General features: G+C 45.8%; 12 protein-coding genes. 6 read left to right on the top strand and 6 right to left on the bottom strand.

Annotated features, from left to right (window positions below; all coding sequences use genetic code 11):
- Positions 1 to 32: 32 nt before the first annotated feature.
- Complete coding sequence (typA, locus tag R7190_RS10275; protein ID WP_005379276.1) at positions 33 to 1,862, bottom strand: translational GTPase TypA; 1,830 nt, start codon at positions 1,860 to 1,862, stop codon at positions 33 to 35.
- 530 nt (positions 1,863 to 2,392) lie between these two features.
- On the opposite strand from typA, the gene glnA reads away from it, so the two are divergent.
- The 6 genes from glnA to add all read left to right on the top strand — a co-directional run bounded on the left by glnA (position 2,393) and on the right by add (position 11,020).
- Positions 2,393 to 3,802, top strand: a complete 1,410-nt coding sequence (glnA, locus tag R7190_RS10270; protein WP_005379275.1) for a glutamate--ammonia ligase — start codon at positions 2,393 to 2,395, stop codon at positions 3,800 to 3,802.
- Between the two features lie 195 nt (positions 3,803 to 3,997).
- Positions 3,998 to 4,579: a DUF4124 domain-containing protein gene (locus R7190_RS10265; protein ID WP_064353518.1), complete on the top strand. Its 582-nt coding sequence runs from the start codon at positions 3,998 to 4,000 to the stop codon at positions 4,577 to 4,579.
- Between the two features lie 132 nt (positions 4,580 to 4,711).
- Positions 4,712 to 5,758, top strand: coding sequence for a nitrogen regulation protein NR(II) (gene glnL / locus R7190_RS10260; protein ID WP_017821940.1), 1,047 nt, complete (start codon positions 4,712 to 4,714; stop codon positions 5,756 to 5,758).
- 57 nt (positions 5,759 to 5,815) lie between these two features.
- Positions 5,816 to 7,219 (top strand): nitrogen regulation protein NR(I), encoded by a 1,404-nt coding sequence (glnG, locus tag R7190_RS10255; RefSeq protein WP_005379267.1) that lies wholly within the window; start codon positions 5,816 to 5,818, stop codon positions 7,217 to 7,219.
- A 102-nt stretch (positions 7,220 to 7,321) separates the two neighbouring features.
- Positions 7,322 to 9,868: an EAL domain-containing protein gene (locus R7190_RS10250; RefSeq protein ID WP_186584550.1), complete on the top strand. Its 2,547-nt coding sequence runs from the start codon at positions 7,322 to 7,324 to the stop codon at positions 9,866 to 9,868.
- 147 nt (positions 9,869 to 10,015) lie between these two features.
- Positions 10,016 to 11,020: an adenosine deaminase gene (gene add / locus R7190_RS10245; protein WP_005382965.1), complete on the top strand. Its 1,005-nt coding sequence runs from the start codon at positions 10,016 to 10,018 to the stop codon at positions 11,018 to 11,020.
- 69 nt (positions 11,021 to 11,089) lie between these two features.
- Here the strand turns inward: add and hemN are convergent, their stop codons facing one another.
- The 5 genes from hemN to R7190_RS10220 form a co-directional block, all read right to left on the bottom strand.
- On the bottom strand, positions 11,090 to 12,481 hold the full coding sequence (gene hemN / locus R7190_RS10240) for an oxygen-independent coproporphyrinogen III oxidase (RefSeq protein WP_017821952.1): 1,392 nt from the start codon (positions 12,479 to 12,481) through the stop codon (positions 11,090 to 11,092).
- Positions 12,482 to 12,665: 184 nt separating this feature from the next.
- Positions 12,666 to 13,154, bottom strand: coding sequence for a DUF2489 domain-containing protein (locus tag R7190_RS10235; RefSeq protein ID WP_005379254.1), 489 nt, complete (start codon positions 13,152 to 13,154; stop codon positions 12,666 to 12,668).
- Between the two features lie 7 nt (positions 13,155 to 13,161).
- Positions 13,162 to 13,704: a Der GTPase-activating protein YihI gene (yihI, locus tag R7190_RS10230; RefSeq protein WP_005379252.1), complete on the bottom strand. Its 543-nt coding sequence runs from the start codon at positions 13,702 to 13,704 to the stop codon at positions 13,162 to 13,164.
- Positions 13,704 to 14,342 carry a class I SAM-dependent methyltransferase gene (locus R7190_RS10225; protein WP_005379250.1) on the bottom strand — a complete coding sequence of 213 codons (639 nt, stop codon included), beginning with the start codon at positions 14,340 to 14,342 and terminating at the stop codon, positions 13,704 to 13,706. The genes yihI and R7190_RS10225 overlap by 1 nt, the downstream gene beginning before the upstream one ends.
- An 838-nt stretch (positions 14,343 to 15,180) precedes the next feature.
- A complete protein-coding gene (locus R7190_RS10220) occupies positions 15,181 to 15,798 on the bottom strand; it encodes a c-type cytochrome (RefSeq protein WP_005379248.1) in 618 nt (205 codons plus the stop codon).
- Positions 15,799 to 15,852: the final 54 nt, after the last annotated feature.

The following is a 15,852-nucleotide window of genomic DNA, read 5'->3' as shown; positions in this document are numbered from 1 at the left end:
GGCTTCTTCTTAATTGAATCGCTTAACGAAAATTATTTCGCGCCACGAGAAGCACGCTTACGGTCGCTTTCCGTTAGGAACTTCTTACGGATACGGATGCTTTCAGGCGTTACTTCTACTAGCTCGTCGTCATCGATGAATTCTAGTGCTTGCTCAAGAGTCATCTTGATTGGCGGAGTAAGAACCTGTGCGTCATCTGTACCTGATGCACGAACGTTGGTTAGCTGCTTACCTTTCAGTGCGTTTACCGTTAGGTCGTTGTCACGGCTGTGAATACCGATAACCATACCTTCGTAAACTTCAACACCGTGACCGATAAATAGACGACCACGCTCTTGAAGGTTGAACAGTGCGTTAGTTAGCGCTTTACCCATCGCGTTCGCGATTAGTACACCGTTTACACGTTGACCGATGTTACCGCCTTTGTGAGGGCCGTAGTGATCAAACGTATGGTAAAGAAGACCTGAACCTGAAGTCAGTGTCATGAATTCCGTTTGGAAACCGATCAGACCACGTGATGGCATAACGAAGTCCATACGCACACGACCTTTACCGTCTGGAGACATGTCTTTCAGCTCACCTTTACGTAGGCCGATGTTCTCCATGATGCCGCCTTGGTGCTCTTCCATTACGTCGATAGTTACCGTTTCGAACGGTTCCATCAACTGACCATCTTCTTCTTTGATGATTACTTCTGGACGAGATACCGCAAGCTCAAAGCCTTCACGACGCATGTTTTCGATCAGGATAGAAAGGTGAAGTTCACCACGACCTGATACGCGGAATTTATCTGGATCGTCTGTTTGCTCAACGCGTAGTGCAACGTTGTGTACCAATTCCTTCTCAAGACGCTCAAGGATGTTACGTGACGTTACGAACTTACCTTCTTTACCCGCGAATGGAGACGTGTTTACTTGGAACGTCATTGTTACTGTTGGTTCATCAACAGACAATGGTGGTAATGCTTCTACTGCGTTTTGTGCACAGATAGTGTCAGAAATTTTCAGCTCGCCAAGACCAGTGATTGCGATGATATCACCCGCGTTAGCTTGTTCCACTTCGTGACGCTCTAGGCCAAGGTAGCCCATTACTGTACCCACTTTACCGTTGCGAGTTTTACCGTCAGCACCAATAATGGTTACCTGCTGGTTTGGCTTAACGCTACCACGAGTTACGCGAGCCACGCCGATAACACCAACGTAAGAGCTGTAGTCTAGCTGAGAAACTTGCATCTGTAGTGGACCATCAAGGTCAACATTTGGCGCGTCAACAACATCAACGATAGTTTGGAATAGTGGTTCCATGTTCTCGCCAGTTTCGCCTTCTTCTAGAGAAGCCCAACCGTTAAGTGCTGATGCGTAAACTACTTTAAAGTCTAGCTGGTCATCAGTTGCACCTAGGTTGTCGAACAGGTCGAACACTTGGTCCATAACCCAATCAGGACGTGCGCCAGGGCGGTCAATCTTGTTGATTACAACGATTGGTTTTAGACCGTGAGCAAACGCTTTTTGTGTTACGAAACGCGTTTGAGGCATTGGACCATCAACTGCGTCAACGATAAGTAGTACAGAGTCTACCATCGACATGATACGCTCAACTTCACCACCGAAGTCCGCGTGTCCCGGAGTATCTACGATGTTGATACGGTAATCGTTCCAGTCGATTGCTGTGTTTTTAGCAAGAATGGTAATACCGCGCTCTTTCTCGATGTCGTTCGAGTCCATGACTCGCTCTTCAGCTTCACCGCGAGACTCAAGCGTGCCTGATTGTTGTAGCAGCTTGTCAACCAACGTGGTTTTACCGTGGTCAACGTGCGCGATGATCGCGATATTTCTTAATTTATCAATCTGTGGAGTAGCCATGGATATTGATTCACTTAGATAGATGAAATGCCCCCACGCTGAGAACGGGTGCTCTCTGGCGACATTTGCTGATTAAAAAAACGGCCATAATGTACCAGATTTTAGCAAAAAGCCTAGAAATATGTGATCTACTCCCGAGCATTTCTGCGATTTTTACGCTTAATGCCCATTTTCTTCCTCAGAACGAATTGATTAAACGCAACTTTATTCTAATCGATGCATAATTCAAATTGACTCTTGCTCAAAAACTGGGCTGAATACGCAATGTATCTGTCACATTATGGTGCAACAATGATTTTTAGCACCATAATAGTGCAATCAAAGATCATTTTGGTGCAAGCAACTGCACCAAACTAGCATTCAAAAACACAATTGCTTGAAATTAATGGAATATTTTTTTTGGCACGGTTTTGGCTTTAGTTAAAACAGCATCGATTAATGAAAAGTCAAATTGATTAATCAATGCCAGGTTTCATGAATAATTCATAAATCGAGCTTTTACCGCTTATTAACACTGGAGGTTATCCAAGATGTCAGTAGAAAACGTTCTATCGCTGATCCAAGAAAACGAAGTTAAGTTTGTTGACCTACGCTTCACTGATACAAAAGGTAAAGAGCAGCACATTTCGATCCCTGCTCACCAAATCGACGCAGACTTCTTCGAAGAAGGTAAAATGTTCGATGGTTCATCAGTTGCTGGCTGGAAAGGTATCAACGAATCAGACATGGTAATGATGCCTGACGCATCTTCTGCTGTGCTTGACCCATTCACGGAAGACGCAACACTAAATATCCGTTGTGACATCTTAGAGCCTGCAACAATGCAAGGCTATGACCGTGACCCACGCTCTATCGCAAAACGCGCTGAAGACTTCATGCGTTCTACAGGTGTTGCAGATACTGTACTTATCGGTCCTGAGCCAGAATTCTTCCTATTTGATGACGTGAAGTTCTCGACAGACATGTCAGGCTCTTTCTTCAAAATCGACGACGTAGAAGCGGCATGGAACACAGGTTCTGACTACGAAGAAGGTAACAAAGGTCACCGTCCAGGCGTTAAAGGTGGTTACTTCCCAGTAGCTCCAGTAGATTCATCTCAAGACATCCGTTCTGCTATGTGTCTAGTAATGGAAGAAATGGGTCTTGTTGTTGAAGCGCACCACCACGAAGTGGCAACGGCGGGTCAAAACGAAATCGCAACTCGTTTCAACACGCTAACAACCAAAGCTGACGAAATCCAAATCTACAAGTATGTTGTACACAACGTTGCTCACGCGTTTGGTAAAACAGCGACGTTTATGCCTAAACCACTTGTTGGCGACAACGGCAGCGGTATGCACGTTCACCAGTCTCTAGCAAAAGATGGCGTAAACCTATTTGCTGGTGACAAGTACGGCGGTCTATCTGAAATGGCGCTTTACTACATCGGTGGTATCATCAAACACGCTCGTGCAATCAACGCATTCGCTAACCCATCAACAAACTCGTACAAACGTCTTGTACCAGGCTTCGAAGCACCAGTAATGCTAGCTTACTCAGCGCGTAACCGCTCTGCTTCAATCCGTATCCCAGTGGTACCAAGCCCGAAAGCACGTCGTATCGAAGTTCGTTTCGGTGACCCAGCGGCGAACCCATACCTATGTTTCGCAGCAATGCTTATGGCTGGTCTTGACGGTATCAAGAATAAGATCCACCCAGGCGAAGCGATGGATAAAGACCTTTACGATCTTCCAGCTGAAGAAGCAGCAGAAATCCCAACTGTTGCATACTCACTAAAAGACGCGCTAGCAGAGCTAGATGCTGATCGTGAGTTCTTAACAGCGGGCGGCGTATTCTCTGACGACTTCATCGATTCATACATCGACCTTAAGTCTCAGGACGTAGAGCGTGTGAACATGACAACTCACCCTGTTGAGTTCGAACTTTACTACTCTGTGTAAGGTCGACACTGTGTAAAATGTAAACACAGCAATAAAATATTAGGCTCGCCTCGCAGGCGGGCCTTTTTTGTATTCGCCAGTCAAGCTTCGACGTTTAACATGAGAGGATAATAAAAATACACTTAGAATTTTTCCTTACAGGTCAAAGAGCTAAGCCATTGAAACGTGAAATCATCGAACAAGAGAAGGTGAGCAATGAAAGTTCAGCTTATTCCATCACTGTGTGCACTCAGCGGATTGTTAATCGCCTCTATCGCCTTCGCGCAGGTCGCGTATACGTGGGTAGATGAAAATGGCGTGGTTCACTTTAGTGATACACCAAACAAAGGAGCAAAAGCGATCGCACTGCCAAACCTTGAAGCCAGCGCACCAGCTCCTGAGGTAGAAAGTACTGAATCGCTCGCACCTCAGACTACGCCATCTACTGCATCACAAAACAAGCCAGAGAAAACAACCGAGAAGCCTCTTCCATTACAACTCTCGATGCTGACTCCCAAGCACAACGAGACCATCCGCAGTAATCGAGGCATCATCAATATTCAATTAGAAACCAATCGCAAGCTTGGTATCGGTGAGCAATTGCAATTGTTACTCGATGGAAAACCTTATGGTGCACCACAAAACCATATAGTGTGGCAGTTAAACAATATTGACCGAGGCACTCACACACTTGCTGTGCACGCGAAAAGAAGCGGCAAGCTTATTGCATCTACTAGCCCTATAACGGTGCATTTACATAGAGCAAGTGTTAAGCCGACCGTAAAAGGGGCAAAATAGAATATCTGGTGAAAAAAATCACATCACAGCGGTGCTTTTCACTTTTTCTTCTAAGATTTATTCGCCATACTTAACGTTCAATTGCACCATTATTGTGCATCGCACAATCTTAAAGCAAAACAAGGACGTAATGTGGATACCAGTCTTCCTAGTGCCATTCTCAACAATATGGTGACAGCAACGCTGATTCTTGATGATGGATTGGCCATCCGTTATGCCAATCCGGCTGCCGAATTGCTGTTTTCTCAAAGCGCCAAACGAATTATTGAACAATCACTTTCTCAATTGATTCAGCATGCGTCGCTGGATCTCGCGCTGCTCACTCAACCGTTGCAAAGTGGCCAAAGCATCACCGACAGTGACGTCACTTTCGTTGTTGATGGCCGCCCTTTAATGCTAGAGGTGACGGTTAGCCCTATCACTTGGCAAAAACAGTTGATGCTTCTGGTCGAGATGCGCAAAATTGATCAGCAGCGCCGACTCTCTCAAGAACTGAACCAACACGCCCAACAACAAGCGGCGAAGCTGTTAGTCCGAGGGCTTGCACATGAGATCAAAAATCCGCTTGGCGGCTTACGCGGTGCGGCGCAATTGTTAGAAAAAATGCTGCCAGAGCCCTCTCTCACCGAATATACACACATCATCATTGAGCAAGCAGACCGTTTAAGGGCGCTCGTGGATCGATTACTAGGACCGCAAAAGCCAGGTAAGAAGACACAAGAGAATCTGCACCAAATTCTTGAAAAGGTTCGCCAACTGGTTGAATTAGAGTCACAACGCTCAATCATCATTGAACGAGATTATGACCCAAGCTTGCCAGAGATTTTGATGGATACAGACCAAATCGAACAGGCAATGCTTAATATCGTCAGCAACGCCGCACAAATTCTTAGCCATCAAGAACACGGGAAAATAACCATTCGCACCAGAACGGTGCACCAAGCCAATATTCACGGCAAACGCTGTAAACTCGCTGCTCGTGTCGAAATCACAGACAACGGCCCAGGTATTCCACCGGAACTACAAGACACGCTGTTCTATCCCATGGTCAGTGGCCGCGAGGGAGGAACTGGATTAGGGCTATCTATTTCGCAAAATTTGATCGACCAGCACAATGGAAAAATAGACGTAGAAAGCTGGCCTGGTCACACAACATTTACTATTTATCTGCCGATCTGATTGCGCTAATGGACTTCAAGTCGCGTCAGTTTTTCGGTTTGCTGCAAGGATTACTACATGAGTAAAGGATATGTTTGGGTCGTTGATGACGACAGTTCAATTCGCTGGGTAATGGAGAAAACGCTCTCCTCTGCCAACATCAAATGTGAAACCTATGCCGATGGAGAAAGCGTGTTAATGGCGCTCGAACGCGAAGTGCCGGATGTTCTAGTATCAGACATTCGCATGCCAGGTATTGATGGGTTGGAGCTACTAAAACAAGTACAGCGCGATTACCCAGACCTTCCCGTGATTATCATGACCGCACACTCAGATTTAGATGCGGCAGTGAATGCGTACCAAAAAGGTGCTTTTGAATATTTACCAAAACCTTTTGATATTGATGAAACCTTAACTCTGGTTGAGCGAGCCATTGCACACAGCCACGAAAACAAACGCGAGCAGCTCTCTCCAGAAGACATTCCAGCAGAAACGCCTGAAATTATCGGTGAAGCACCAGCGATGCAAGAGGTGTTTCGCGCCATTGGTCGTCTTTCTCGCTCCTCTATTTCAGTCTTGATTAACGGTGAATCGGGCACGGGTAAAGAACTCGTTGCTCATGCACTGCACCGTCACAGTCCACGTGCTAACAAACCTTTCATTGCGCTCAATATGGCGGCGATTCCCAAAGACTTGATTGAATCAGAACTATTTGGCCACGAAAAAGGCGCGTTTACGGGGGCAAACAATGTTCGTCAAGGACGATTCGAACAAGCCAATGGCGGCACTCTATTTTTAGACGAAATCGGCGACATGCCATTGGACATTCAAACTCGTTTACTACGCGTTCTAGCTGACGGGCAGTTTTATCGAGTGGGCGGTCACTCTCCGATTAGTGTCGATGTACGAATTGTCGCGGCAACACACCAGAACTTAGAAAAGCTGGTGCACGAAGGTGACTTCCGTGAGGACCTCTTTCATCGCTTAAACGTGATTCGCGTTCAGATCCCGGCACTGCGTGAGCGTAAGCAAGACATTGAAAAGCTTACACAGCATTTTCTTATCCGTGCGGCTGATGAGCTTGGTGTGGAAACAAAAACTCTCCACCCGTCGACTGTAGAGATTCTTAACCGCCTTGATTGGCCTGGCAACGTGCGTCAATTAGAGAATATTTGCCGTTGGTTAACCGTTATGGCCAGTGGTAGCGAGGTGTTACCAAATGACTTGCCAAGCGAACTACTCGAAGAGAAAAAATCCATTTCAGACTCTGCACATGGTAGTTGGCAAGAACAATTGGCGGATTGGGCACGGCATTCACTCGCAGCAGGAGATAAAGAACTACTTTCTTACGCTTTACCAGAATTTGAACGCATTTTATTAGAAGCAGCCTTAGAGCACACTAAAGGTCATAAGCAAGATGCCGCTAAAGTATTAGGCTGGGGGCGAAATACACTCACCAGAAAATTAAAAGAATTGTACTGACAATCACTTACGTGGTGCGTTAACAACGAGCGTCGTTTGTCACTCGATATTAATAAAAACATCAGTACAATTGTGGCGCACCACCATCTATGTGATTAGGCGATGTCTACTGCTACGACTCAAATTACACTGCGTACTGCTGTTCTGATTCCATTTGTCATGATCTTCTTACTGGCGATCGGTGTCGTTGTCTACGTCCAAAAACAAAGTTACGAAGAAGTGGTCACGGATATCAGTGACAAGCAACTTTCCGTGTTAACCGAAAGTGTCCACGACCACCTCAATAGCTATCTACGTAAGCCTTTTACTGCGGTTATGGCTCTCGCGCACAACGTCAGCTATCACAACCTTTATCGCCCTCACGATACCTCAGACATTCAAAACTACCTGCTGAGTGCATTCAAAAATCTTTACCAATCGATACCGCAGTTGGATGTAATCGCATTTGGTTCAGAAAACGGCGACTTTGCAGGCTTTCGCCGCGAGCTTTCCGACGATTACACCTTAATGGTGCAAGATCGCTACACCGATGGTGATCTGGTTATTTATGGAACCAACCATGTGAGTAACAACATTCGAACGGTTATCTCCCAATACGATCCTCGCACTCGCCCATGGTATAAGCCCGTTGCAGAGAGCCAAAACGCCACTTGGTCTGAAATTTATACCAACGCTGATGAACGCCAGGATATTACGCTATCAGCCATGACGCCGGTGTACAAACACGACCAATTTGCTGGTGTTTTGGTGACAGACATTCGTATCAATACATTCAACGAATTCCTGCGCGAGTTAAAATACAACACTAAAGCGTCGGTCTACATCATGGACCCAGATCATCGTTTAATCGCTCACTCAGGCCCGGGAAGCGTCATCTCATGGGGCACAAAATTTTCGGATAAAGGGCAGCGTTTGCTTGCCGCTGAAAACGCAGACCCGATCATCAAAATCAGTGCGAGCCGAGTCCGGTCTTTCGATCTCAACAACACCAAGCAACCTTATACTTTTTCATTTGAACATGATGGCCAACGTATTTTCAGTCGGCTAACCCCGTATCGAGACCAAGACGGCTTAACATGGTTTATCGGCACCTCCATTTCGGAGTCTGAGCTTCTCGGCCTGTTACCAAAAAGCCAGCAAGAGAGCTGGCTCGTTGGCATTATTGTAAGCCTATTTGGTATCGCCATCAGTTGGATCATTTTCAACCGAGTTACCAGACCAATTAACGCGACGGCCGCCGCCGCTCAGCACCTGGCAAATGGGGATTGGGATAGCGGCATGCCAAAGCCTGGTTATGTGTATGAGACAACCGTACTGGTTCATGCTTTTAATGAAATGGCGAACAATCTAAGAGCTTCATTCAAAGCATTGCGTGAACAGTTGGTTTATGACTCTCTGACACGCTTATATAGTCGTCAGGGTTTGGTCGAAATCTGTGAAAATCAGTCTGATCTTTGTCACGGCAGTTTATTTTTACTTGGTATCAACAAATTTAGAGATATCAACGACAGTGTGGGTCATCACAACGGCGACCAGCTGTTGGTCAGCATCGCTGAAAGGTTAAAACAGCAGTTTCGTGACAACGCATTATTGGCTCGGATTGGTGGTGATGAGTTCGCGGTGTTTCTCTCAAATGTCGACACTGAAACCAAAATTAAACAAACCGAGCGTCGATTACAGCAACTCTTTTCCACCCCATTTATGGTGGAAGGCGAGAATGTAGTGATGAAGATTTCACTTGGTATTGTACAAACCCAGCCAAACGAAACCATGCCTTTATGGTTACGCAACGCCAGCATCGCATTAAGTTACGCCAAACAAGACTCACTGACTGGTGTTTGTCACTACAGCCCAGAACTAGCGAGCGCTTCAAAGTTTCGTACGCAAATGCTGACCAAGATCCAAACTGGCATTGAAAACCGAGAGTTTATTCCTCATTACCAACCGATTGTGGATCTCGTCAGTGGCACAGTGTGTGGCGCCGAAGCACTTGCGCGTTGGCATAGCGACTCAGGTATGGTGTCACCATTAGATTTTATCCCAATCGCGGAAGAAAGCGGCATGATCAAAGCCATCGGCCAACAGATTCTGTTACAAGCTTGTCGCGACACTTACCAAGCGATCGAAAGCAAACAGTGGCCGTCGGACTTCCAACTGCATGTGAATATCTCCGTTAATCAACTATCTTGCCCAAGTTTTGTTGATACGGTGACAAGCGTATTGGATATCACGAAATTACCAGCAAGTAACCTCACACTAGAGATCACAGAATCACGCATCATTGATAGCGCACCGACCACACTAGAAAATATGACTAAGCTGCGTGAAATGGGTATTGGTATCGCGATAGATGACTTTGGCACCGGTTACTCATCACTGGGTTACCTCCACTCTCTACCGTTTACTTGCTTGAAGATTGATCGCACCTTCATCAATCAACTCACGCAAGAAAACTTAAACAGTTCAGTCGTCGCTGCCGTCATCAATATCACAGCAGGTCTCAAAACTAATGTCGTCGCGGAAGGTGTCGAGGATAGCAATCAAGCACAATTACTGCGCTCTTTAGGCTGTAATCAGGTGCAAGGCTTCTACTACAGCCGCCCTATGCCACTAGAAGAATGGCCAACACATTTGGTGAACATGAAGTAGAAAAGAGCGAGAATCGTTGATTTCCTAGTCATCCTCTACTGACAATCTACCCAACTGTTATTTATACTTAACTGCAAATCTTACCCATGTATTGTCACAGATGATGTTTGGGCCCTGTTCCAGTTCATAACTATCCGGATCGACAAAATGATAACGAAGAACCTTCCTCTTACTGATTTGCACCGTCACCTCGACGGTAACATTCGTACTAAAACGATTCTTGAGCTAGGCCAAAAGTTTGGCATTGCCCTACCAGCGTACGATATTGAGTCTCTCACTCCTCACGTTCAAATTGTCGAAGCGGAACCCTCTCTTGTTGCTTTCCTTTCTAAGCTCGACTGGGGTGTTGCTGTACTGGGCGATCTAGATGCGTGTCGTCGTGTCGCGTACGAAAACGTAGAAGACGCGCTAAACGCACAAATCGATTACGCAGAGCTGCGTTTCTCTCCTTACTACATGGCGATGAAACACAAGCTACCAGTAGCGGGGGTTGTTGAAGCCGTCGTGGACGGTGTGCAAGCGGGTATGCGCGATTTTGGCGTGAAAGCCAACCTGATCGGTATCATGAGTCGCACATTTGGCACTGACGCATGTCAACAAGAACTGGACGGCATTCTGAGCCAGAAAGATCACATCGTTGCCGTCGACCTTGCGGGTGACGAACTAGGCCAACCGGGTGATCGCTTTGTGTCTCACTTCAAGCAAGTACGCGATGCTGGCCTTGGGGTAACGGTCCATGCTGGTGAAGCAGCAGGTGCAGAGAGCATGTGGCAAGCAATCAATGAGCTGGGCGCAACTCGTATCGGTCACGGCGTAAAAGCGATTCACGATCCAAAACTGATGGATTACCTAGCAGAAAACCGCATTGGTATTGAATCTTGCCTGACGTCAAACTACCAAACAAGTACGGTAGAAACGCTAGAAAACCACCCTCTCAAGCAGTTCCTAGAGCATGGCGTTCTTGCGTGTTTGAACACTGACGATCCAGCGGTTGAAGGTATCGAACTGCCATACGAATACGAAGTAGCGGCACCAGCCGCTGGCCTGAGCCAAGACCAGATTCGCCAAGCGCAAATCAATGGCCTTGAGATTGCGTTCCTTTCAGAAGCAGAAAAATCGGAACTGAGAGAAAAAGTAAAAGATCGCGCTTAAATCCAGCGAAAACATAAAAAAATGCCAGCATCTGCTGGCATTTTTTATATCTTGAATCTGTATCTCTGATTAAATAACACGAGAGAACTGTTGCTGACGTGCCTTTGCTCGTAGGTATTTATCGAAGCTCATACAAATATTACGGATCAACAAACGACCTCGCAGCGTCACACGAATTTCATTATCATCCACTTCCACCAGCTCATCGTTAATAAAGGTCTGAAGTAGCTGCAAATCTTCTTTAAAGTACTGTTCAAACCTCACTTTAAACTCAGACTCAATGGCTTTCTTGTCTAACTTGAAGTTACAAATCAGCTGCTTAATCACTTCACGACGGAGCAAATCATCGGAGTCCAGAGAGACCCCTTTCCATAGAGCGTGACGAAGTTCGTTGACTTGAGCGTAGTATTTCTTCAGCTCTTTCTGGTTTTGCGCGTACGCATCGCCGATCATCGAGATTGCAGAAACACCAAAGCCAACCAAGTCACATTCACCTTGTGTGGTGTAGCCTTGGAAATTGCGATGCAAAATACCTTCGCGCTGGGCAACAGCAAGTTCATCGTCCGGCAAAGCAAAGTGGTCCATACCGATAAATTGGTAGCCAGCATCAGTCAGTGTCGCGATGGTGTCTTGCAGAATCGCCATCTTCTCTTCTGCCTTTGGCAGATCTTCGTCTTTAATCTTACGCTGCGCTGCAAATAGCTGTGGCATGTGCGCGTAGTTAAACACGGATAGACGGCCCGGCTGCATCTCTAGCACTTGTTCTAGAGTCTTGGCAAAAGATTCTTTGGTCTGCTTCGGTAAACCGTAAATCAAATCTAGGTTCGTCGAACGAAAGCCTAACTCTTTTGCGCGCGCAACCATCGCAACGATGAACTCTTCATCTTGCTCACGATTCACCAGTTTTTGCACTTCTTTGTTGAAGTCCTGAACACCGATGCTCAAGCGATTGAAGCCTTCACTACGCAGATGATCCAGCATGGTCAGCTCGATTTCACGCGGGTCAACCTCGATACTGATTTCAGCATCGCTACTAAAAGTAAACTCTTGGCGTAGCAGGCTCATTACACGCGTGATTTGCTTTTCAGAGAGAAACGTCGGTGTACCACCACCAAAATGCAATTGCGTCACGGTGCGACCAACAAGTAATGCAGCACGTTGACGAATTTCGTGTTCAAGCACGTCGAGGTATTCATCCGCTTTGTGCGAGTGGCGCGTAATGACTTTATTACATCCACAGTAGTAACAAAGCTTGTGACAGAACGGAATGTGTACGTACAGCGATAATGGGCGTTCTGGGTATTGAGTGCATGCCATATCATAATCAGAAATGGTGAACGCTTCATGAAACTCCAGCGCCGTTGGGTACGACGTATAACGAGGCCCGGAATAGTTGTACTTATCCAATACCGCTTGATCCCAGACGATTTGCTGTTTCGATTCAGTGTGTTGATTCGACATGGTGGTACTTTCCGTTAAATGCTAGGGCAACGAAAGCCGTCACCCGATATTCAGAGCCGCTATTTTGCCATACGACGATGACAAGCGTGGCAACGCCGACTGGCTTTTTAAGTATAAAACTAAAGAAGTGCTAGCGTGATCACGATACCCCCATTAGTCATAAGGAGACTATTGGGGGTCGCGCTTAAATCATCTGAATATTGATTTGATTATTCAGTGGCTGGACGTTTTTCTGCAACACTTTGAGCTCCTCAATAATCGCATCAGTGAGGCGGCTTTCCGCTTTATGACGCGTCAAGTTCTGTTGCATACGCTCTTTCTTGGCAAGTTGTTGGCGTTCTTCGCCACGCGCCATATCTTTCACGATGTGGTAAAGCTCAGAAATCGCAGGGTACGTTTTATCGAAATCAACGCGGTCTTCACCTTGTACATAATCCATGATGTTATACACACGGATACTGATTTCAGATAAATCGCACTGGCCTTGAATGCCCGCCTGACACAAGGTATGCACATTCTCAAAAATGTTGGCGTTACGTTTGTCTATCGCCAATTTTTGATGCTTCAGCTGCAATTCCTTTTGCTTTTTCAATTGAAGCAGAAGGTAACCTGCATAAGAAGCGAGTGCGATGATAATCACAACACCAGCAATAGCTAATAAGGTTACATTCATAGCTTAATTATCCTTTATAGTCGTCGAAATTAATGTCGTCGAAATCTGCCAGCAAGTCATCATCGTTGCGCGTGCTTTTCTCAGCAGGTGCAGTGAAGTCTTCCTCTTCTTCAGGTTCCAACAAACCTAGTTGGTCCATTAGTTTCTCAATGCGATCGAGTTTCTCATCGACGAATTTCTGTAGACCTGTGCCCAGGTTTTCACCCGCTTCAATACGGTCTAGCAACACGTTCAATTGCGCGTCATTTTCTAGCATCTCTAGTTCTTGCTCTGCCGACAAACGACGCTCTTGCTTCGTCATTTTCTTCGCAGGTTCAACAATCAGAGGTATTTTCTTTTTGCTGCCTAAGCGCGGGTCGCGATTTTGTGCAGCAGCTTGCTTTTTCTGCTCGTTAACTTCTGAGTTACGGTTACCCGTTTTCAGACCTTTACGCTTTTTAGCACGCTTGCGTAAGCGGCCTTCCACATCAGATTCTGTACGGTTACGAGTTACAACAAACTCAGGTGCACCAGCGGCACCCGGTTTTCTAGATTTTTTACTACGGCTCATTACTGGGGTTTCCTCAGTAAAATTACATCATTACCAATAAATTCGAGTTCGAGCTTATCCCGCTCAGCTAGGAACTGGAACGTGTCACGACTAAAGAACACTACGTGAGTGAGATCGTTCTTATAATGCCATGATTTGAAAGCCTCCACGTCGATGACCATTTTCGTCATCAGGCCTATCCAGCCCCCTGGCTTAACTAAATTCAACCATTGCTTCCACACCAAATCTGGGTGGTAGAGGTGCTCTATCACCTCTGTTGCTGTCATGAAGTCGTACGTTTTTTCTAAAACCGACGTATCAGGGTGGTAGTAGAGATCGTACAACGCCATGTTGTGCCCCGCCTCTTCCAGCATCAAGGAGAGCGTTGGGCCAGGACCACAACCAAAGTCGATACCATTTGATTGTGGAGAAATTCGCTCTGTGATCGGGTCAGCAATACGCGACAAAAAGCGTCGGTAACCCAAATCATCGGGGTTGTTCTCATGCAAATCATAGTGAGCTTTTTCGCTTTCCGCATCCAAACGTTGGTCTGGATTTACGAATACCAAGCTGCACTGCTCACATTGAAGATATTCACGACGCTTATCTTCAAAATAATGGTGAGTGCGCTGATTTTGGCATAAAGGACAGGTATGCATGCTGACTTCCTCAAACAGGGATGCGAAACATACCAGAAAGTGAACTCGGATTGGAGTGTTGTTGAGTATTTTTTCAGCAATTTTTATTAAAAAACTTTGTTTACAACCTATAAAGCTAAATAAGTGCAGTAATCTCAATTCAAGTTACGACTGAGCAAGTCAACGGATATAAAAAAAGCGACAGTCAGACTGTCGCTTTCTAAGTGCCATCAATTGGCGAAACTGTGTTGCACACATTTGGTGCACCAATGATCCCTTTGTTTTTAGAGCTTTCCCTGCCAAAAAGAGTTGTTTTTCATCTTCCTGATGAGTTTTGGCTATCCGTTTACTTCCTGTCTACTGAGCAACTTCCTGTGCCTGATCCGTTTCACTGTCTTAACCGTCAGACGAGATGACCATCCTTATCTGATAGGCTCCCTACGTATCTAAATCCCTTTCTAAATCACCAAGCATCCGAGCTACATCCTTGGAGACCTAAACCGTGGTCTTAAATCCTTACATTCACTCCCTGTGAACGACTTCTACTTTACGCCATCCCGTTATGCTCACAAGTAATGGGTTGAAAAAATAATCCGCCTATTTTTCTAAAAAATCAAAATTATCATTTAATCAAAAGCTTAAAAACACTAACAAGAAAAAGCCAACATCAAGTATGGCAAATGTCTCACAAACTGCCGAGCCAACTATCGCTTTCGCATCCAAACTCGACTGTGATATCTGTCACGAACAAAAATGCCCTAGTGGATTCACTAGGGCATTTTTGTACAAGTTGCTCGAACGATGTAGGGACATCTACCCAACCAGCTCAAGATGCAGGATCTTGAGCGATTTAGGTATATTAGTGCAGACCGCCAACGTATTTAGACAGCACTTCGATATCTTCGTCTGTCATTTTCTTCGCGATGTCGCGCATCATGGCATTCATATCATTGCCACGGTCGCCATCACGGAATTTTTCTAGCTGAGCTTTGATGTAGTCAGCATGCTGACCAGAAATTTTCGGGAAACCTGAAAGCTCAGTACCATTGCCACGAGGACCATGACATGCAATACATGCGGTTAGGCCACGCTCGGCATCACCAGCGGTATAAAGCGTTTTGCCTTTTGCTACTACATCTTCAGGTGTTGAGTTTTCTGAAACTGGTAGCGAAGCGTAGTAAGCAGATAGGTCTGCGATATCTTCATCGCTCAGTGGCATTGCCATACCACTCATTACAGGATCGTAACGACCTTGTTTACCACCACTTGTCATGCCTAGCTTAAGTTCTTTTAACTGCTTCTCAAGATACTTAGCGTGTTGGCCTGCGAGTTTCGGGTACGTTGTTATTGCACTGTTGCCATCTGCTCCGTGACAGGCGACACAGGTTTGTGATTTTGCTTTACCAGCCTCAATATTACCTTGGGCCCATACTGAGCAACTGGCTAAAAGACTCAAAATTAGCGCTAATTTCTTCATGACATTCCATTATAATTATCAAGCTTCCAGTACCACGGAATGTGAACATACCGC

Source organism: Vibrio sp. 1078-1, assembly GCF_033340475.1.
The sequence above is the reverse complement of the archived record's forward strand: the minus strand, read 5'-3'. Positions and strand labels throughout refer to the sequence as shown.